The 20,990-nt window shown below is 42.5% G+C and carries 18 protein-coding genes; 14 read left to right on the top strand and 4 right to left on the bottom strand.

Annotated features, from left to right (window positions below):
* Positions 1-96: 96 nt before the first annotated feature.
* From PROVRUST_RS16195 to PROVRUST_RS19900, 6 genes are all read left to right on the top strand, one after another.
* A complete protein-coding gene (locus tag PROVRUST_RS16195; protein ID WP_006815974.1) occupies positions 97-2,256 on the top strand; it encodes an ornithine decarboxylase in 2,160 nt (719 codons plus the stop codon).
* Between the two features lie 99 nt (positions 2,257-2,355).
* Positions 2,356-3,291, top strand: coding sequence for a uridine-preferring nucleoside hydrolase UriH (gene uriH, locus PROVRUST_RS16190; RefSeq protein WP_006815973.1), 936 nt, complete (start codon positions 2,356-2,358; stop codon positions 3,289-3,291).
* Between the two features lie 287 nt (positions 3,292-3,578).
* Positions 3,579-3,899, top strand: a complete 321-nt coding sequence (locus PROVRUST_RS16185) for a type II toxin-antitoxin system RelE/ParE family toxin (RefSeq protein WP_006815972.1) — start codon at positions 3,579-3,581, stop codon at positions 3,897-3,899.
* Between the two features lie 36 nt (positions 3,900-3,935).
* Entirely contained in the window at positions 3,936-4,268 is a 333-nt protein-coding gene (locus PROVRUST_RS16180; protein ID WP_039855724.1) for a HigA family addiction module antitoxin, read from the top strand.
* Between the two features lie 112 nt (positions 4,269-4,380).
* Positions 4,381-5,406: a tRNA dihydrouridine(20/20a) synthase DusA gene (gene dusA, locus PROVRUST_RS16175; RefSeq protein ID WP_006815970.1), complete on the top strand. Its 1,026-nt coding sequence runs from the start codon at positions 4,381-4,383 to the stop codon at positions 5,404-5,406.
* A 101-nt stretch (positions 5,407-5,507) separates the two neighbouring features.
* Entirely contained in the window at positions 5,508-5,681 is a 174-nt protein-coding gene (locus PROVRUST_RS19900; RefSeq protein ID WP_006815969.1) for a hypothetical protein, read from the top strand.
* A 45-nt stretch (positions 5,682-5,726) separates the two neighbouring features.
* Here the strand turns inward: PROVRUST_RS19900 and PROVRUST_RS16170 are convergent, their stop codons facing one another.
* Positions 5,727-6,710: a quinone oxidoreductase gene (locus PROVRUST_RS16170; protein WP_006815968.1), complete on the bottom strand. Its 984-nt coding sequence runs from the start codon at positions 6,708-6,710 to the stop codon at positions 5,727-5,729.
* 209 nt (positions 6,711-6,919) lie between these two features.
* Here PROVRUST_RS16170 and dnaB point away from each other — a divergent pair, with 209 nt between their 5' ends.
* The 3 genes from dnaB to PROVRUST_RS16155 all read left to right on the top strand — a co-directional run bounded on the left by dnaB (position 6,920) and on the right by PROVRUST_RS16155 (position 10,906).
* Positions 6,920-8,329, top strand: coding sequence for a replicative DNA helicase (dnaB, locus tag PROVRUST_RS16165; protein ID WP_006815966.1), 1,410 nt, complete (start codon positions 6,920-6,922; stop codon positions 8,327-8,329).
* A 233-nt stretch (positions 8,330-8,562) separates the two neighbouring features.
* Positions 8,563-9,645, top strand: a complete 1,083-nt coding sequence (gene alr / locus PROVRUST_RS16160; protein WP_006815965.1) for an alanine racemase — start codon at positions 8,563-8,565, stop codon at positions 9,643-9,645.
* 64 nt (positions 9,646-9,709) lie between these two features.
* Positions 9,710-10,906, top strand: a complete 1,197-nt coding sequence (locus PROVRUST_RS16155) for an amino acid aminotransferase (RefSeq protein ID WP_039855722.1) — start codon at positions 9,710-9,712, stop codon at positions 10,904-10,906.
* A 57-nt stretch (positions 10,907-10,963) separates the two neighbouring features.
* On the opposite strand, the gene uvrA is transcribed toward PROVRUST_RS16155, so the two are convergent.
* Positions 10,964-13,798 (bottom strand): excinuclease ABC subunit UvrA, encoded by a 2,835-nt coding sequence (gene uvrA, locus PROVRUST_RS16150; protein ID WP_006815963.1) that lies wholly within the window; start codon positions 13,796-13,798, stop codon positions 10,964-10,966.
* Positions 13,799-14,100: 302 nt separating this feature from the next.
* Between uvrA and PROVRUST_RS16145 the strand changes: the two genes are divergently transcribed.
* The 4 genes from PROVRUST_RS16145 to ilvN all read left to right on the top strand — a co-directional run bounded on the left by PROVRUST_RS16145 (position 14,101) and on the right by ilvN (position 17,062).
* Positions 14,101-14,622 (top strand): single-stranded DNA-binding protein, encoded by a 522-nt coding sequence (locus tag PROVRUST_RS16145; protein WP_006815962.1) that lies wholly within the window; start codon positions 14,101-14,103, stop codon positions 14,620-14,622.
* Between the two features lie 265 nt (positions 14,623-14,887).
* Positions 14,888-14,977: an ilvB operon leader peptide IvbL gene (ivbL, locus tag PROVRUST_RS19790; RefSeq protein WP_112837526.1), complete on the top strand. Its 90-nt coding sequence runs from the start codon at positions 14,888-14,890 to the stop codon at positions 14,975-14,977.
* A gap of 100 nt (positions 14,978-15,077) precedes the next feature.
* Positions 15,078-16,775, top strand: a complete 1,698-nt coding sequence (ilvB, locus tag PROVRUST_RS16140) for an acetolactate synthase large subunit (protein ID WP_039855720.1) — start codon at positions 15,078-15,080, stop codon at positions 16,773-16,775.
* Between the two features lie 2 nt (positions 16,776-16,777).
* Positions 16,778-17,062, top strand: a complete 285-nt coding sequence (ilvN, locus tag PROVRUST_RS16135; protein ID WP_006815960.1) for an acetolactate synthase small subunit — start codon at positions 16,778-16,780, stop codon at positions 17,060-17,062.
* Positions 17,063-17,106: 44 nt separating this feature from the next.
* Here ilvN and PROVRUST_RS16130 read toward each other — a convergent pair whose 3' ends face one another.
* Complete coding sequence (locus PROVRUST_RS16130; RefSeq protein WP_006815959.1) at positions 17,107-17,664, bottom strand: helix-turn-helix domain-containing protein; 558 nt, start codon at positions 17,662-17,664, stop codon at positions 17,107-17,109.
* Between the two features lie 281 nt (positions 17,665-17,945).
* On the opposite strand from PROVRUST_RS16130, the gene PROVRUST_RS16125 reads away from it, so the two are divergent.
* Positions 17,946-19,142 carry an MFS transporter gene (locus PROVRUST_RS16125; protein WP_006815958.1) on the top strand — a complete coding sequence of 399 codons (1,197 nt, stop codon included), beginning with the start codon at positions 17,946-17,948 and terminating at the stop codon, positions 19,140-19,142.
* A 50-nt stretch (positions 19,143-19,192) separates the two neighbouring features.
* On the opposite strand, the gene PROVRUST_RS16120 is transcribed toward PROVRUST_RS16125, so the two are convergent.
* Positions 19,193-20,878: an ArnT family glycosyltransferase gene (locus PROVRUST_RS16120; protein ID WP_006815957.1), complete on the bottom strand. Its 1,686-nt coding sequence runs from the start codon at positions 20,876-20,878 to the stop codon at positions 19,193-19,195.
* Between the last annotated feature and the right edge of the window lie 112 nt (positions 20,879-20,990).

Here is a 20,990-nt window from a genome sequence, read left to right as displayed (position 1 = left end):
TGAATTTTTCTGCTCACGCTTCGATTGTTTCAATCTCGTTATCTATCAAGTATATTGACCGCCTCTTTACCTCAGCTAACCAAGAGCCAGACTGCTATGAAGAAAATCAATGTGGCATGTAGCCAGGGGGTCGCTATCTATTTTACTGGTGCTTTTCAGTGGGTAGATATTCGCGATGCACAGTTAAACAATATTGCTGCGGTTGTGCTATCTGAACAAGATGCCAACCAAGGGCTGTGGAAGAGGGTTGCTGATAGTAAGCTCAGTATTCCACTGTTTATCATTAGTGATAAACAGCTACCAGAACATGGAAATAAACCACCCTATTTAACCGCATTATTGCCACCAGCCCCTGCGGCTCGTGAAGAAAATAGCCGTCAGTTACGTGAGGCGGCGAATCAATATCTTGAGCAGTTATTACCCCCATTTTTTGCTCGAATGATGGATTATGCTGCTGGACACAATGTGACTTTTGCATGTCCGGGGCATCAAGGCGGACAATTTTTCCGTCGCCATCCTACCGGAGAGCAATTCTATCAATTCTACGGTGAAAACTTATTTCGTACTGACCTGTGCAACGCCGATGTCGCCATGGGAGATTTGTTGATTCATGAAGGAGCGGCAAAAGAAGCACAAAAATTTGCAGCGAAAGTGTTCAATGCCGATAAAACCTATTTTGTGCTCAATGGTACTTCATCATCGAATAAAGTGGTTCTGAATGCCTTGCTCACACCGGGAGATTTAGTGCTCTTTGACCGAAACAATCACAAATCAAACCATCACGGGGCGCTTATTCAAGCAGGAGCAACCCCCGTTTATTTGGAAACTGCCCGTAACCCATTTGGGTTTATTGGCGGCATTGATGCTCATTGTTTCGCGGAAGAGTATCTGCGTGAGTGCATTAATGAAGTGATGCCAGAAAAAGCGCAAGCTGAGAAGCCATTTCGTCTGGCAGTGATCCAGTTAGGAACCTACGACGGTACGGTCTATAACGCAAGGCAAGTGGTCGATAAAATTGGGCATCTTTGCGAATATATTTTGTTCGATTCTGCATGGGTTGGTTACGAACAATTTATCCCAATGATGCGCCAATGCTCCCCATTATTGCTGGAATTAAATGAAAATGATCCAGGAATTATGGTTACGCAGTCGGTACATAAACAACTCGCTGGTTTTTCCCAAGCCTCGCAAATTCATAAAAAAGATAATCATATTAAAGGGCAGCAGCGATTTGTATCCCATAAAAAACTCAATAATGCCTTTATGATGCATGCCTCGACTAGCCCATTTTACCCGTTATTTGCCGCTTTGGATGTGAATGCACGTATGCATCAAGGAGAGGCTGGAGAAATGATGTGGATGGAGTGTGTGAGACAAGGGATTGAAGTCCGTAAATCCATAATTAAGCATTGCCGTTACTTTAAACCGTTTGTGCCTGAATTCGTCGATGGTAAACCGTGGGATGAATACCCTACCGAGCAAATTGCTTCGGAACAGCGTTTCTTTAATTTTATTCCAAAAGAACGTTGGCATGCCTTTGATGGATACGCACAAGATCAATACTTTGTTGACCCTTGTAAATTAATGCTGACCACTCCGGGAATTGATGTGGAAAGTGGTGAGTATGAGTCTTTCGGGGTTCCAGCCACCATTCTGGCGCACTTCCTGCGTGAGCATGGGGTGATCCCTGAAAAATGCGATTTAAACTCCATTTTGTTCCTGTTAACCCCCGCAGAGTCACAAGAAAAGCTTGAGCTGCTGGTTTCTCATTTGGTGCGTTTTGAGCAACTTTTAGATGAAGATGCGTTATTAGAAGAGGTTTTACCTTCAGTTTATCAGCGTTATCAAGAACAATACCAAGGCTATACTTTACGTCGCTTATGCCAAGAAATGCACCAGTTAAGTGTGGATTTCAATATTAAACAGCTACAAAAACAGATGTTCAGGAAAGTGCATTTCCCGCAAGTGAAAATGAACCCACAACAGGCTCACGTTGAATTTATTCGTGGAAATGTGGAGTTATTGCCATTGAATGAATTAGAAGGGCGCATTGCCGCAGAGGGAGCATTACCTTATCCTCCGGGAGTACTGTGTGTGGTGCCGGGAGAAGTGTGGTCAGGCCCTGTCCTGCAATACTTCAAAGCGTTGGAAGCGGGGATTAATGCGCTACCGGGCTTTGCTCCTGAACTACAGGGTGTCTATATCTCGAAAAATGAAGATGGGCCTAAACGCGTGTATGCGCATGTTTTGAAATAATTTTCTTCGTATTCAGATACTAATCATAGATTTTGCCTTATGAGATAGCTAAATTGGGATCAGTAAAATGCTGATCCCAATTAACGACAAGGTAACGCTATGACAAAAAAGATTATTCTTGATTGTGACCCAGGGCATGACGATGCTATCGCCATGTTATTGGCTTACGGTAATCCGGAGATTGATTTACTGGCTGTCACCACGGTAGCTGGCAACCAAACCCTCGAAAAAGTCACCTATAATGCTCGAGCGATTGCCAAAATGGCAAATATTTGCGGCATTCCGTTTGCGGCGGGATCGGCTCGTCCATTAGTGCGTGAAGTTGAAGTTGCACCAGATATTCACGGTGACTCAGGGCTTGATGGGCCTGAGCTTCCAGTTCCCACATTACAGTTAGATGAGCGCCATGCTGTCGCGCTAATCATTGAAACGATTATGGCCCATCCGCCAAAAACCATCACATTAGTGCCAACAGGCGCGCTGACCAATATTGCTCTAGCGGCGAGATTAGAACCCCGCATTGTGGAGAGAGTGAAAGAAGTGGTATTGATGGGTGGCGGTTACCACGTGGGTAATTGGAGTCCGGTCGCGGAATTTAATATCAAAATTGACCCTGAAGCAGCACACATTGTTTTTAATGAAACATGGCCGTTAACCATGGTGGGATTGGATCTTACTCACCAAGCCCTAGCAACCCCCGAAGTTGTCGCAAAAATTGCAGATATTGGGACTAATTGCTCGCAATTTGTTGTCGAACTATTAGATTTCTTTGGAAAAATGTACAAGCAGGCTCAAGGCTTTGATGCACCCCCAGTTCATGATCCTTGTGCAGTTGCATATGTCATTGATCCGTCAGTCATGACGACTCAGAAAGTACCTGTGAATATTGAATTAACCGGTACATTGACTCTCGGTATGACGGTGGCGGATTTTCGTTATCCTATTCCTGAAGATTGCCATACCCAAGTCGCGGTGAAATTAGATCGTGATAAGTTTTGGAAAATGGTCATTGATGCACTGAAAAATATTGGTTAATAAAAATCGTATTCTGATCTAGTCGTGAATAAGTCAAACGCCCTTTTTATCATTGATAAAGAGGGTGCTTCATTCAACCTTTTCAAATTAATGATTAGCTTCCTAAGATTTATTAGGAAAAAGTGTTTTTCTAAATAGCCTATATTTCTCCATCTCATCAATTAATTTATTATTTTCCTATAGGTCGCTATTAATAAAAATGGTACGCATCTATGCACTGTGCTATTGTGCATTCAATGCCGTAATGCTATTTTAGTCATTGCTACCTACAGGATCATAAATGACTCATGGAGGAGGTTTATGTGAATGAAGATAATGATTGTCGTTTAATTTTTAGAGATGAGTATTTACGACTATTTTATGTCTATGGCAAGTTACATCGTCTAATTCCGTCTATCATCTGCACTGTTTTAGCCCGAAAGTTAGACATGCTAAATGCAGCAAAAACATTACAGGATTTTAAAAGTCCCCCAGGAAATCGGTTTAAGCAGCTGAAACCACCGTTGGAAGAATTTTACTCAATTAGAGTTAATGGGCAGTATCGGCTTATATTTAAATGGAAAGATACAGTCGAGGGATTGTATTTGGATCCTCATAAAGATGTTTAGCTAGATGATTTATTTGGAATAGAAAAACCGGAGGATTTGATGCAAGCGACGAGAAAACCTGCAAGTGTGGGGGATATTTTGTTATATGAATACTTACTCCCTACAGGGATGAAAATTCATGAGCTGGCAGAATTATTAGGTGTTCATAGAAACACGGTAAGCTCTTTGATTAATAATAATCGAAAGTTATCAACTGACATGGCATTTAAGCTCGCAAAAGCGTTTGGAACCAGTAAGCAATTTTGGATAAATTTACAACAGGCTCTAGATATCTGGGAGGTTGAAAATGATCCTCGATTGCAGGAAGAAATTAGTCATATTTTGCATTATGAAGATTTTCTAAAACAAAAATCACAGAAAGTCGCCTAAACAACCGCACAGTTTATTATGACAAAAGAAAGCTAGCTGCTAAAATGCGGCTTTCTTTTGCTATTTCACAAAGCATAAGCCTTAAATTCGATACCAACACCAAAAGACCAGCATGCAACAAAATCAAACGTTAGAACAAAATACCCCATCAACAACCGATGGTGACAAAAATCTTAACCGCTTCTCGGTTGCGCCGATGTTAGATTGGACAGACCGTCATTGCCGTTATTTCCATCGCTTACTGACTAAAAATACGTTGTTGTATACCGAAATGGTGACCACTGGTGCGATTATTTTTGGTAAAGGTGACTATCTTGCGTATAGCGAAGAAGAGCATCCAGTTTCCTTACAGCTTGGTGGTAGTGATCCTGCGGCACTGGCTCAGTGTGCCAAGTTGGCGCAAGAGCGCGGTTATGATGAAATCAATCTTAACGTGGGTTGCCCGTCGGATCGCGTACAAAATGGGCGTTTTGGTGCTTGTTTGATGGCTGACGCCCAATTAGTGGCAGATTGCGTGAAAGCGATGCGTGATGTGGTGTCGATTCCCGTGACAGTCAAAACTCGTATTGGTATCGACGAGCAAGATAGCTACGAATTTCTCTGTGATTTTATCGATACAGTTTCGACCAAAGGTGACTGCGATACATTTGTTATCCATGCTAGAAAAGCATGGCTATCAGGTCTTAGTCCGAAAGAAAATCGTGAAATCCCGCCTTTAGATTACCCGCGAGTTTATCAACTAAAACGTGATTTTCCTCATCTGACAATGGCGATAAATGGCGGCGTTAAAACCCTTGAAGAAGCCAAAGAACATCTCAAGTATTTAGATGGTGTGATGATGGGGCGCGAAGCCTATCAGAATCCATCAATTTTAACGGCGGTTGATAATCAACTGTTTGATGAAACAATGCCAATTGTGGACAACATTGAAGCGGTACGTCGCATGTATCCGTACATTGAAAAAGAGCTGTCTAATGGTGCCTACTTAGGGCACATGACCCGCCATATGCTAGGGATTTTCCAAGGTATTCCGGGAGCTCGTCAATGGCGTCGTCATTTAAGTGAAAATGCTCACAAAAAAGGGGCAGACTTGACGGTAGTTGAACAAGCATTAGCCTTTGTCACTCGAGGCGAGTAAATACCAATTAAACGAAATAACAGTTTCTGTATTTACACCAAGGTATCAGATTATCTGCATGCTATGCTTAAAATAATGTTGATAAATAAAATAGGTGGTAAATGAAACTGTTATTAATGGCTTCATTAATTTTAGTTGTTGCTGGTTGTTCAAATACAGGTGGTAAACCTGCTGATCCTCCAAAACAAGATCCCTATGAGGGCAGTGTACTGAATACCATCAAAGAAAATCAGCAGAGATATAAAGAGCAGCAAGCTCGCAAAGGTATTTACTAATCAAAAAAGCGCCGAGTTATCAATCGCTCGGCGCTTTTTTATTGCTTAAGGGATTAGCAGGCTAGAACCTTGCGTTTTTCTCTGTTCCAGCGTTTGGTGTGCTTTTTGTGCATCTTTTAGTGCAAAGATTTGTGATGCAGGAACATCCACATTGACCTTACCACTTAGAATCATATCAAACAGTGCATTACTGGCTTGATCTAACTCAGCTCTGTTAGTCACATAGACGCCGAGTGATGGGCGGGTAACATATAGCGCGCCTTTTTGGTTAAGAATACCAAGGTTTACACCAGTTACTGCCCCCGACGCATTTCCAAAACTCACCATTAATCCTCTGCGTTTTAGTGAGTCTAAAGAAGCTAGCCAAGTGGCTTGCCCGACCGAGTCATAAACCACATTCACTTTTTCGCCGTGAGTGATTTCTTTAACTCGCTCTGCAATATTTTCAGTTTGGTAGTTGATCACTTCCCAAGCACCCGCAGCTTTGGCGCGTTGTGCTTTCTCTTCTGAGCCAACAGTGCCAATCATTTTTGCGCCTAATGCTTTTGCCCACTGACAGGCAATTAATCCCACACCACCCGCTGCGGCATGGAATAAAAACACTTCATCTTTTTGAATTTTATAGGTTTGATTTAGGAGGTAGTAGACGGTCATTCCCTTGAGTGAGCTGGCGGCAGCTTGTTCGAAGGAGATATCGTTTGGCAAATGAGCCACTGCATTAACCGGGACATTATGGACTTCACTATAGGCACCTAAAGGGCTTTGAGCATAAACCACTCGATCTCCTGGCTTGAAACCAGTGACTTGAGAGCCTGTCTTGACGACCACACCCGCCGCCTCGGTTCCTAAACCACTCGGTAAAGCTGGCACTGGGTACAATCCACTGCGAACATAGGTATCGATAAAATTTATACCAATGGCGCGGTTTTCGATTTGGATCTCGTGCTCGGCGGGCTCTTTTGGGGAATAGTCAACAAAATTGAGAACTTCAGGACCACCATGCTGCGAGAATTCAATACGTTTTGCCATGATTATCTCCAATGCTTTAGTTTATTTTATTCACAGTACCAATTGCGCCATCATAACGCGATGCTTTAATAATAAGAATTATCGGTTTGTGCGTTGTGTTGGTGATGATGGCAATAATATCTTGTTGAGAGATTGATAAAGACGCCACACGACATCACAGATTGGCGTATACTAACTGTTGGTTAATTATAGACGTGGATATTTTAAGTATGGCTAAAAAACCCTCCTCAGATTACAAGACAAATACACCGCGAGATCGGCAAATGGAAGGGCTCAAACTTCCACCGCACTCTATTGAAGCGGAGCAGTCTGTTTTGGGGGGACTGATGTTGGATAATGAGCGCTGGGATACGGTTTCAGAGCGCGTCACATCGGCAGACTTTTTTAGTCGTCCTCACCGTACTATTTTTTCGCAAATGCAATTTTTGCTGGAACAAGGCAAGCCCATTGACTTAATCACGCTTTCTGAATCCCTTGAACAACAAGGGGAATTAGATGGTGTTGGCGGCTTTGCTTATTTAGCTGAATTATCAAAAAATACGCCAAGTGCGGCGAATATTAATGCTTATGCTGATATCGTTCGTGAACGTGCAGTTGTTCGCGATATGATTTCTGTGGCAAATGAAATTGCCGATGCGGGTTATGATCCGCAGGGGCGCAGTAGTGAGGACTTGCTTGATTTAGCAGAAAGTAAAGTTTTCCAAATCGCAGAATCTAGAGCAAATAAAGAAGATGGTCCAAAAGGGATCGAAGCGATTCTGTCTGAAACGGTAGAGAAAATCGAACAGCTATATCAGCAGCCCCACGATGGGGTAACCGGCGTCTCGACGGGTTATCAAGATTTGGATAAGAAAACCGCGGGATTACAGGGCTCTGACCTGATAATTGTGGCTGCGCGTCCATCAATGGGTAAAACGACTTTCGCGATGAACTTATGCGAAAACGCAGCGATGACGGAAGAAAAACCGGTACTCATTTTCAGTTTGGAGATGCCCGGTAACCAGATCATGATGCGTATGTTAGCGTCCCTTTCTCGCGTCGACCAAACGCGTATTCGTACGGGGCAATTAGATGATGAGGATTGGGCGCGTATCTCCAGCACCATGGGGATCTTGATGGAAAAACGCAATATGTACATCGATGATTCGTCTGGTTTGACACCAACGGAAGTTCGTTCCCGTGCACGACGTATTTATCGTGAACATGGTGGGTTAAGTCTCATTATGATCGACTACCTTCAGTTAATGCGAGTGCCCGCGTTATCGGATAATCGTACATTAGAAATTGCAGAAATTTCGCGTTCATTGAAAGCGTTAGCAAAAGAACTCAATGTACCCGTTGTAGCACTATCTCAGTTAAACCGTAGCCTTGAGCAACGAGCAGATAAACGCCCTGTGAACTCCGATTTACGTGAATCTGGGTCTATCGAGCAAGATGCTGACTTAATTATGTTTATCTATCGTGATGAGGTTTATCACGATAATAGTGACCTCAAAGGGGTTGCAGAGATTATTTTGGGTAAACAGCGTAATGGTCCAATAGGGACGGTGAGGTTGACGTTTAATGGGCAGTGGTCGAGGTTTGATAATTATGCCGGGCCGGCCTATCAGGACGAGTAACCCTCGTCATACTTCACACTGTGGCGTTGTTGGCTGCGCTCGCTAACCTGAGTCACATACTTATGTATGTTCCCCAGGCTTAGCTTTTCTTGCCGCCTAGCCACATTGCGAATTATTTAGAGGTTGGTAATCTCGTCATATTTTGAGCTTATAGAAGATTAAAGATTATTTCGGTTAATTTAAGTTTTGGCAGTTGGTTGATAAATTTTAAAATGAATAATTAAGAGGAAGAAATGAAAGCGGCAACAGCATTAATAAACCGCCGCGCTCTGCGACACAACCTGCAACGAGTTAGAGAGTTGGCACCAAATAGCCGCCTGATTGCAGTTGTTAAAGCAAACGCTTATGGTCATGGGTTAGTGGGAGTGGGCACTGAAGTTCAAGAGCTTGTGGACGGGTTTGGTGTTGCGCGTTTAAATGAAGCTTTGCTCCTGAGACATCAAGGTATCAATAAACCGATTGTTTTACTTGAAGGTTTCTTCGAGCAATCGGATTTACAGCTGATGGTAGAGTACAATATCGATACGGTAATCCACTGTGTTGAACAGCTGGAAATGCTAGAAAGTGCTCAGCTTGCCAAACAAATCAAAGTGTGGATGAAGTTGGATACCGGCATGCATCGTTTAGGCGTACTTCCTCAACACGCTGAAAGTTTTTATCAACGTCTACAAAGCTGCCAGAACGTTGACCTGCCTATCAATATTGTCAGTCATTTTTGCCAAGCAGATGCTCCTGAACTGCCTACTACCGCGAAACAAATCGAATGCTTCCAACAGTTTGTATCCGATAAACCGGGTGAAAAATCGATCGCGGCTTCAGCTGGGATCCTACTATGGCCAGAAGCACATTATGACTGGGTTCGCCCAGGAATTATGATGTATGGCGCATCTCCTCAAGAAGGCAAAAGTGCCGCAAGCTTCGGTTTACTCCCCGTTATGACCTTAAAATCGAGCCTGATTGCCGTGAGAGAGCATTCTGCTGGGCAGTGTGTGGGTTATGGCGAAACATGGCGCAGTGAACGCAATACTCTCTTGGGCGTGGTCGCAATTGGTTACGGAGATGGTTATCCACGTAATGTTCCATCAGGTACGCCAGTGCTGGTTAATGGAAGAAAAGTCCCAATTATTGGGCGAATTTCCATGGACATGACTGTGGTGGATTTAGGTCCAGATTCCACAGATAAAGTGGGTGATGATGTCATTCTATGGGGTAATGCACTGCCAGTGGAAGAAATTGCAGCGCAAACGGGCATTATTAACTATGAGCTTCTCACTAAGCTCACCTCGCGAGTCGCAATGGAATATGTAGACGAATAGATCATAACGGGTTATTTTCACAAGACAAAAAGTAAAAAGATAACCTACAAGTGGGAGATATCCTGTGTACCAACATGTTGATGCTTATCCGGGCGACCCAATTTTATCGCTGATGGATGAATTTAATAAAGATACTCGTGAAGGCAAGATTAACCTGAGTATTGGTCTTTATTATGATGCAGAAGGGAAAACCCCTGAGCTGGAAACCGTCGGCACAGCGAAAGCTGCACTGCGTAAACTCCCAGCGAGTGCTTCACTATATCTGCCAATGGAAGGTTTGAAAGACTATCGTACTGAACTGCAAAAGTTAGTATTTGGTGAAGATTGCCCGCTGATTGGCCAAGAGCGTATTGCAACAGTCCAAACTATCGGTGGTTCTGGTGCATTAAAAATCGGTGCAGACTTTTTACATCACTATTTCCCAAACTCTGAAGTCTGGTGCAGTGACCCAACATGGGAAAACCATGCATCTATTTTTTCGGGCGCAGGAACCAAGGTTCACTATTATCCTTACTTTGATGAAAAAACCAAAGGTGTGAAATTTGATGAAATGCTGGCAACTTTTAAGAAGTTACCAGAAAATAGCATCATTTTAATGCACCCTTGCTGCCATAACCCAACAGGTTCCGATCTAACGCCTGCTCAGTGGGATGAAGTCACCAAAGTCGCATTAGAGCATAAACTAATTCCATTCTTAGATATCGCTTACCAAGGTTTTGCTGAAGGTATCGATGAAGATGCTTATGCCATTCGTACGATGGTTAAAGCTGGTTTACCGGTATTTGTCAGTAATTCATTCTCTAAAATCTTTGGTATTTATGGGGAGCGTGCTGGCGGTTTATCCGTTATCTGTAAAGATAAGGATGAGCGTGACCGTGTGTTAGGTCAGTTGAAAGCGGGTGTTCGTCGTCTATATTCAAGCCCACCATCAAATGGTGCAAAAATTGTTGCAGCGGTGCTCACTGATAGCCAACAAAAAATGAAATGGCTGGAAGAAGTTGAAGCAATGCGTTTGCGTATTTTAGAAATGCGTACCGTATTAGTGGATGAATTGAAGAAAGCCCTGCCAAATAAAAACTTCGACCATCTGTTAAAACAGCGCGGTATGTTTAGTTATACCGGTTTTTCTCAGCAACAAGTTGACCGTTTGAGAGATGAATTTGCAGTGTATTTGGTAGGAACAGGACGTGTCTGTATGGCTGGAGTTAACCGTCATAACGTGAAACGTATTGTCGAAGCGTTCACGGCTGTAAGCCAATAATGCATTATTTTTGATATAAAAGGGGAACTCAGTTCCCCTTTTTTAATACGATTTTGCTTAGTATCCGCGTTCTAAAATTGGTTTTAAGAATCGAGCTGTATGTGATTTTTCACATTCCGCAACCTGTTCTGGTGTACCGGCAACAAGGATCTCACCACCGCCGCTACCACCTTCTGGGCCTAAATCCACAATCCAGTCAGCAGTTTTGATAACATCGAGGTTGTGCTCAATCACAACAATAGTATTGCCCTGATCACGTAGTTGATGAAGCACCACTAACAGTTGTTGAATATCGGCAAAATGTAGGCCAGTAGTCGGTTCATCCAGAATATAGATGGTTTGCCCAGTCCCGCGTTTAGACAATTCACGCGCTAATTTCACACGCTGTGCTTCACCACCCGAAAGGGTTGTCGCAGATTGCCCTAAACGGATGTAAGACAGACCAACATCCATCAGTGTTTGTAGTTTACGCGCCAGTGGAGGAACCGCATCGAAGAATTCACGGGACTCCTCAATAGTCATATCCAACACTTCGTGAATACTTTTACCTTTGTATTTAATTTCCAAGGTTTCACGGTTATAGCGCTTCCCTTTACATTGGTCACAAGGCACGTAGACATCCGGTAGGAAATGCATCTCAACCTTAATGACTCCATCACCTTGGCAGGCTTCACAGCGACCGCCTTTGACGTTAAAACTAAAACGTCCAGGATTATAGCCTCGGGTACGAGACTCTGGAACACCTGCAAATAACTCACGAATCGGTGTAAATATTCCAGTGTAGGTCGCAGGGTTAGAACGTGGTGTCCGCCCAATTGGGCTTTGGTCAATATCGATGACCTTATCAAAATGTTCTAAACCTTCGACTTCTAAATAAGGCGCTGGGGTAATTACCGTCGCACCATTCAGTTGGCGTTGTGCAATGGGAAAAAGTGTATCATTGATCAGTGTTGATTTGCCTGAACCGGAAACCCCTGTAATACATGTAAATAAGCCAACAGGAATATCTAAGGTGACATTTTTAAGGTTATTGCCTGTCGCACCAACGACGGTCAGCATTTTATCTTTATTGATTGGCACGCGTTGCTGAGGGATCTCAATTTTGCGTTCACCACTTAGGAACTTACCGGTCAGTGAATCTGGATTTGCGACGATATCTTCCAGTTTACCTTGTGCCACAATTTGCCCACCATGAACCCCTGCACCGGGACCAATATCAATCACATGGTCAGCAGCACGGATAGCGTCTTCATCATGCTCGACGACAATCACGGTATTACCTAAATTACGTAGGTGGATTAAGGTTTCTAATAGGCGATCATTATCACGCTGATGAAGCCCAATTGATGGCTCATCCAATACATACATAACACCAACTAGACCTGCACCAATTTGGCTTGCAAGACGAATACGTTGAGCTTCACCACCCGACAATGTATCTGCGGAGCGAGAAAGGCTTAAATAATTTAGTCCTACATTGACTAAAAATCTCAAACGCTCACTGATCTCTTTTAGGATTTTTTCGGCAATTTGAGCACGCTGCCCGCTTAATTTTAAGTTTTGGAAGAACTCCATCGCATGACCAATGCTGTAATTAGCAATTTCTGGCAATGTGGTATTTTCAACAAATACAAAGCGTGCTTCTTTACGTAAGCGAGTTCCATCGCATGTTACGCAAGGACGGTTACTAATATATTTCGCTAACTCTTCACGTACCGCAGTAGATTCGGTTTCTTTATAGCGGCGCTCCATATTATTCAGAACGCCTTCAAACGGATGGTGACGAACAGTGATATCACCACGATCATTACGATATTTGAACTCAATGCTCTCTTTGCCAGAGCCATATAAAATAACTTTGTGTATTTCAGGGTTTAATGTATCAAAGGGAGCTTCAACATCGAATTTATAATGCTCCCCTAAGGACATCAGCATTTGAAAATAATAAAAATTACGACGATCCCAACCGCGAATGGCTCCACCTGAAAGGGAAATTTCGGTATTCTGGATTACACGCTCAGGATCAAAAAATTGTTGAACGCCTAAGCCGTCACAGCTTGGGCAAGCCCCCGCTGGATTGTTAAAGGAAAATAGGCGCGGTTCCAATTCCATCATGCTATAGCCACAGACTGAACAGGCAAAATTGGCAGAAAAGATTAATTCTTCCGCTTTTGGATCGTCCATATCGGCGACGACAGCAGTTCCTCCCGAGAGCTCTAATGCGGTCTCAAAGGATTCGGCAAGGCGCTGGGCAATATCATCGCGGACTTTAAAGCGATCGACGACCACTTCAATAGTATGCTTTTTCTGTAATTCGAGTTTTGGTGGATCGGAAAGATCACAAACCTCACCATCAATTCGCGCGCGAATATAGCCTTGGCTAGCTAGGTTATCGAGTAATTTAACATGCTCACCTTTACGATCTTTCACGACAGGCGCAAGTAACATCATTCGACGATCGGTCGGTTGTGCGATCACATTATCTACCATCTGACTGACAGTTTGTGCCGCTAACGGAATACCATGGTCAGGACAGCGCGGCTCACCCACACGGGCAAACAACAATCGCAAATAATCATGAATTTCCGTGATTGTCCCCACCGTTGAACGTGGGTTATGGGAAGTGGATTTTTGCTCGATAGAGATGGCTGGAGATAGCCCTTCAATATGGTCAACATCCGGTTTTTCCATTAAAGAAAGAAACTGGCGAGCATAAGCCGATAAAGATTCAACATAACGACGTTGACCTTCAGCATACAAGGTATCAAAGGCTAAGGATGATTTACCTGAGCCAGATAACCCTGTAATAACTATCAGCTTGTCTCGGGGGATGATGAGATTGATGTTTTTTAGATTATGTGTGCGAGCACCGCGGACTTCGATATTCTCCATTTACCACTTCCCGAATGAATTGATAGTGAACAAGCGGAGAAGTATGACATATTTTTCCCTGAATGAATATACAGTATATGTGCTGTTTCTATTTCGTCGTCTCGTTAGATTATCTGGAAGTTATCTGCAATTTAGATTAATTAGTGTCTATACTAAAAACCAGTAATGCAGATTTCACTTAAATTTGGAAAGCCCTTCGCAACTTCAATTAAGCAATTTCAATTTATGGTGCAATACAGATAGGTCGTGGTAAACTTCACGGCTAGTCCAGAGATTAAAATTCAATGCATCAGGAGTAATAAATGGCCAGCAGAGGCGTAAACAAAGTAATTCTTATCGGTAACCTAGGACAAGATCCAGAAATCCGTTATATGCCTAACGGCGGAGCTGTAGCTAACCTGACTCTGGCGACTTCTGAAAGTTGGCGTGACAAGCAATCCGGTGAAATGCGTGAAAAAACAGAATGGCACCGTGTTGTGATTTTCGGCAAATTAGCTGAAGTTGCCGGTGAATATCTGAAAAAGGGTTCACAAGTTTATATTGAAGGTTCATTGCAAACACGTAAATGGCAAGACCAAAGCGGTCAAGATCGCTACACCACCGAAGTTGTTGTGAACATCGGCGGTTCAATGCAGATGCTGGGTGGTCGTGGTGGTGATGCGCCATCACAAGGTCAAGGTGGGCAAGGCGGTTGGGGTCAACCACAACAGCCAGCAGCGGCTCAACAGTTCAGTGGCGGCGGCGCAGCTCCTGCACGTACTCAAGCACCTGCACCTCAAACTAATGAACCACCAATGGATTTCGATGACGATATTCCGTTCTAAAATTGATTTTAGATAACTGATATCATTGATTAAAGCCCTTAATTTTAAGGGCTTTAATTTTTTCTACTGAAGATTATAAAGTTAAAATGACATTCTTACATGAGCATGTGATGAATGTCTCGTTTAGCATCCACAACCAAGAAAAATAGAAAAAAGGGTTGTGGGGATTAGTTTTTTATGGTTTCTTAGATGCAGCAAACACAATAATGAAAAAATCAGACAGAATTTAGCTAGACTAATTTAATTACAGGAAGATCCCGTGAAAATGACCGCTAACCGTTCAAACCTACTACTTACCGCGCCACTGGCCGCGGTAGTCGTGCGTGTGGTGGTGGTCGTGGGCATAGCGCCGTAACGGGAACAAATCACACGATTTAGAAACCCCGCCGGCGCAAACCGAGCGGGGTTTTTTATGACCCAAAGCTCAGTTCCGCAGGCTAGTGAAGGAAAAAATTATGAGCGAGTCGGGCAATACATCATCACAAAAAACCTGTTACACAGGTGCAGAATTAATCGTCCATTTGCTGGAAAAACACGGAATTACAATCGTCTCCGGAATTCCCGGTGGCGCAGCATTGCCTTTCTATGATGCATTAGGTCAAAGTAAAAAAATCCGCCACATATTGGCTCGTCATGAGCAAGGTGCTGGTTTTATCGCTCAAGGCATTGCTCGTACAACGGGAAAGGCTGCGGTATGTATCTCTTCCAGTGGCCCCGGTGCGACTAACTTAGTCACGGCCATTGCAGATGCAAAATTGGACTCTATTCCACTAGTTTGTATCACGGCTCAAGTTTCTTCCTCTATGATTGGTACGGATGCATTTCAGGAAGTCGATACCTACGGAATTTCAATTCCAGTGACTAAACATAATTATTTAGTCCGTAGCATTGAAGAATTGCCGGGCGTTATTTGTGAAGCTTTCCGTATTGCAGAGTCGGGGCGTCCGGGTCCCGTATGGATTGATATTCCTAAAGATGTTCAGACCGCGACGATTCAATTAGAGGCGTTACCTGATGTCATGCCGAAGGATAAAACACCAAGTTTTGATATGGAAAAAGTTATCCAAGCGGCAGAAATGATTAACCACGCTAAGCGTCCTGTACTTTACTTTGGCGGCGGTGTTATTAGCTCTAACTCTACGCAAACAGCGATAGCATTTGCAGAAAAAGCCTCTTTACCGACCACGATGACATTGATGGCATTAGGGACGATCCCGATGCGTCATCCGCTGTATTTGGGAATGTTAGGAATGCATGCGGCGCGCAGCACGAATATGATCATGGAGGAAGCGGATTTATTGATTGTTATCGGAGCACGCTTTGATGATCGTGCGATTGGTAAGGCGGAGAAATTTTGCTCGAATGCAAAAATTATTCACGTTGATATTGATAAAGCTGAAATCAGTAAAATTAAGCGCCCAGATATCGCTATTCATGCAGATGCAGGGCAAATTTTAGAATTATTATTACCTTTGATTGAACGCGATGATCGCGAAGAGTGGATTGCACAAGTTAGTGACTTGAAGAAAAACTATCCATTAAATTTAGCGAATGCGGAAGATCCACTGGATCATTATGGTTTGGTATTAGCAACCGCGCGTGCCGCGGGTGAAGAAGCGATAGTGACCACCGATGTTGGACAGCATCAAATGTGGGCGGCTCAGGTGTATCCGCTATCGCGTCCACGCCAATGGTTAACGTCGGGGGGATTGGGAACCATGGGATTTGGTTTACCAGCGGCAATTGGAGCCGCATTGGCCAATCCCGATAAAACGATTGTTTGTTTTTCAGGTGATGGTAGCTTGATGATGAATATTCAGGAATTAGCCACCGCAGCTGAGCATCAATTAAATATCAAAATTGTTTTAATGAACAACCAAGCCTTGGGAATGGTACATCAGCAGCAAGATTTATTTTTTGAAAATCGTATTTTTGCTGCGGCTTATCCATACCAAACTGATTTTATTAAAATTGCAGCGGGTTTTGGTTTACAAACTTGCGATTTAAATCATGAAGCCGACCCTGAGATGGCGTTAGACGCGGTGATGAATACTAAAGGCCCTTGTTTAATTCATGCCCTGATCGATGTGAATCAGAAGGTATATCCAATGGTTCCTCCTGGAGCTGCTAACATTGATATGATCGGAGCGTAATTATGGAATTTGAAAATCACCCAATCGCCTTAGAATTAATTGTTCGTAACCACCCAGGCGTCATGTCCCACATTTGTGGGCTATTTGCGCGTAGGGCTTTTAACGTTGACGCTATTTTATGTTTGCCAATTAAGGGCAGAGATGAAAGCCGCATTTGGCTGTTAGTTGAAAAAGACGACCGTTTATCTCAGATGGTGAATCAGGTAGAAAAGTTGGAAGACGTGCGTGAAGTGCGTTTTAGTGATGACCTCAGAGTCTTCGAAACCATGCAGAATTATTTGCAGTAATTCTTAATTGAATTTATCAGCCTACAATCGTTGTGGGCTGATAATTAAACACCATCACTTAAATGGGAATAGGTCATCACAACCGTTGCGTGTAAATCCCCTTCAATGCATAAATAAGAGTGGGGCAAGTCGCCACTAAAAGCATAAAAATCCCCCGCATCTAAAACCATATTCTGCTCATTATTAAAACGTAACATTAACGAACCGGAATGCAGCATGATGTGTTCATGAGTTCCGCTCATATGGGCAGGGCTATTAATAATCGCCCCTCTTTTCATACTAAGTTGCCAAATTTCGGATACATTTCCCATGCTAATGCGAAATTTAAATTGCTCTAAGTAATCCCCTTCTTGCGGTATTGCTTTGACAAAATAAGGGTAAGATTCATTTTGACGAGTAAATAAGTCACTGAGTGGAAAACGCAGCGCGGCAGCAATAGATTCCAGAGTATCGATACGCGGGTTTGAATCGCCGGACTCCAGTTTTGACAGGGCAGCTTTAGATATCCCGGAGAGCTGAGAAAGTTCATTTAGGGAGAGATTCCTCGCTTGACGAAGCAATCGTATTTTCTGTCCAATTTTTATATTTATTTTGTTACTCACAATAAACCTTCCGTGATATCTAAATTATGCTGATAATTCTATCATTTTGAAAATGAAATGTCAGAAATCAGCTAATATGGAAATAATGTTTTGTTGATATAGGTTAAGCTAAAAATAATTTGGTTTTTCAGTCTGTTATTATTATCGAATAAATACATGGTATAATCATTTTTGCATTATTCTATTATCTGAATTTTCAATAATATTTTATTTCAATCAAATAATAAACTTCCGGAGTTTATATCTGTTAATTAATTTAAATTAAGCAGATTAATACAAAAATGAGCCCTGACAATCAGCGTTTTCAACACTTTCGACGTTCTGCTTCCTTTGCTATTTTTACGATTACAACCAGTATTGCGGTCATCGGCATTGTTATCGGTCTTAGCATTCCAATGGTCGCCCTGAGATTAAATAATTTTGGGGTCAGTGAGTTATATATTGGCGTTATATCCGCGGCACCAGCTTTAGGGATGTTTTTGATTGCCCCTATGGTGCAGCGAATTGTGCAATGGTGCGGTAAACGCAAAGCGATGTTGATTGCGACAATTATTTCCGCTATCAGCCTGTTGCCGTTATTAAGCTCTTTACCGCTATGGTTACTGTTTCCTCTGCGTTTAATTACTGGCTTAGCAAGTGGGGTCTTGATTTGTTTGGGTGAGACGTGGATCAATGAATTATCATCTGAAAATAAGCGCGGACGCATATTGGCGATTTACACTACCGTATTTACAGTTAGCCAATTATTAGGACCTTCGTTTATTGCGTATTACGGCGTAGAAGATAAATCGCCTCTATTTATTTGTACATTGATTCATTTAATTTCAGTGGCACTATTTTTAGTGATGGATCAGAAAATTGGAGACCGTCTTGCAGAAACGGCGTCAAAATCGAATTTTTCTATTATTCAATTTGTTAAAGTGGCTCCCGGTATCTGTGGTGGGATACTATTTTTTGCTTTTTTTGATGGCACAATTTTATCCATGTTCCCGATTTATGGTATGGGGATGGGTCATACAGAAGCGATAGCTGCGCTAATGATTAGCGCCATATTAGCGGGTGATGCCATTATGCAGATGCCGTTTGGGTGGTTAGCTGACCATATGAATCGAGAAAAATTGTATCGTATCTGCGGTGTTATTACGCTAGGTGCGAGCATGCTATTGCCGTTACTCATTACCCACACTTATTTAATTTGGGTGTTACTGTTCGTACTCGGCGCAACGGCGGGGGCAATCTATACCATTGCCTTGGTACAAATTGGTCAATACTTTAAAGGTAACGAGCTAATTATTGCGAACGCAGCAGCGGCTATGTTATGGGGAATTGGTAACCTTTCAGGTCCATTATTGGCCGGTGTTGCAACGACAATTTCGCCGTCGGGATTACCCGTATTATTGATCTCAGTCGCTGGGCTATTTCTATGGTTTACACGAGAAAAATACGGTGCTCAGGCAATTCAGCAACAATCGCAATAAATTTCAATGAAAAAAATCCCCGAATAGTCTGTCGGGGATTTATCAAGCAGTTATTCAATGACACGGTAAACCACTAAATTTTCACGAAATTCATCAGGACGATGGTTAGCCCAAAATATTTTCATACCTTCTGGGGCCGGTTTTATCTCTTTCGAGTGCACAATCAACCAGCGGCAGTGGGCGGGTTTTTCAAAGGTATCCTGCCGTTGATGTAATACGCCGGTGTAGTAGTACAACATGGGAGCTTCAGATTCGCCGATGTTATCGGATGCCATACAATCCTGCTCTGTAAATTGTCCCGTGAGGTGTTGGTTGAGATCAGTAAACACCCCTTCATATCCTTTCGAATAGTCCACCCAGCCGACGAATAAACTTAAAATAATTCCCCATACTGTGACCATGCCAAGTAACCAATTTTTCATGCTTTGCAAGGCTGTCTCTGAGGTAGGAATTATGGTGTTACGAAAGCACCAAATTAGCGTAATGAATAATGCCCAAATAAATGCAATTGCAGAAAAATGCATCTGATAGGTCATGGGAAGCCAGCGAGAAAAAATCGTTAGCCACTCTCGATGATGGTTAGATAACGCAATGAAATAGCAAACCCACAGGATAATTATCAGTAAAGACCAAAAAATGGTAGCAAAGTGCGAGAATAGCCGAAGAAGTCTATCTGAAAACTGCTGAATAACCAGTGAGGCTAAAATGGCCATTGGCGCAATAAACGGCAATAAATAGAGTGCTCGACCACTGGCGGATAGCTGTAAAAATACAATACCCAGTAATGGAAAAATAGTGACCAGATACTCATTTTTATCGAAAAGGCGTTTGAGTGGATTTCGAAGAAAATAAGCGGTCGCTAACAGACCTGAAGGTAGGGCAAAAAAGGCAATCGCCGCAGGTATTCGGGTATGGTTGGCTTTTGCGCCTAATTTTTCAACAGAAAAGCCCAAGAAACGCCCAATATTATTTTCCCAAAACCAGGTTACGAATAGCTCAGGGTGCTTTAGATAAAGGATAATTGGCCATGGAAGAATTAATAATAATGCGACAGCCCCCGCAATTATGGTGGGTATCCAAAATTGTTTTCGTCGACATTCAGTTAGGAATATGGGGGCTAAAAATAAGCTAATCCATAGCACACCGGGAATAAATATCCCTTTTGACAGCATTGTAATAACTGTTCCAAGAGATAACCAGCAAGTAGAGGCGATAATTTTTTGTTGTTGAATTAGCCCTAATAACCCATATAAACCGATGGTTGCTCCCGCCATTAATGCCACATCAGTGAACATTTCATGGGAGTGACGTAATATTCCTGGAGCGCAGGCATATAAAGCAAATGCAATCCAAATTCGTGAGTCGGATAAATTTTTTGCGTTAAAAAAACGACGAGCAAGTAAAACAAAAAATGAAAAATTGATTATGGAGAAAATGAGTGTTGCGCTTCTAGCGGCATCATAAAGTGGCATGATACCGGAGAATAAATGTGCAGTCAGGGTCGCTACCCAATAGTATATTGGGGGCTTCTCCATAAAAGGTTCACCTGCGTTCGTCGGGACTAGCCAGTTTCCTGTTTCATACATCGTTTGGATAATACCAAAACTGTAGTTTTCATCTTGCTTCCATGGGCTATGAGCATAAATCCCAGGTAAAAGATAAATGAGTAGAAATAGGAAAAAAAGAATTACAATTCTTTTTTCGGATGCTTTAAATAATGAAGTAATAATTGACATTTTTATTTTAAAAATTAAATGGATTAATAAAAGCGTTATTGTTTATATAAAGTAATATTATTTTTAATTTTTATTTAATAAATATTAAAAATAATACGTTATAAAAATGATT

The sequence above is a fragment of the Providencia rustigianii DSM 4541 genome (assembly GCF_000156395.1).
GTDB lineage: Bacteria > Pseudomonadota > Gammaproteobacteria > Enterobacterales > Enterobacteriaceae > Providencia > Providencia rustigianii.
Note: the sequence above shows the minus strand (reverse complement) of the source record. Positions and strands in the feature narration are given on the sequence as shown.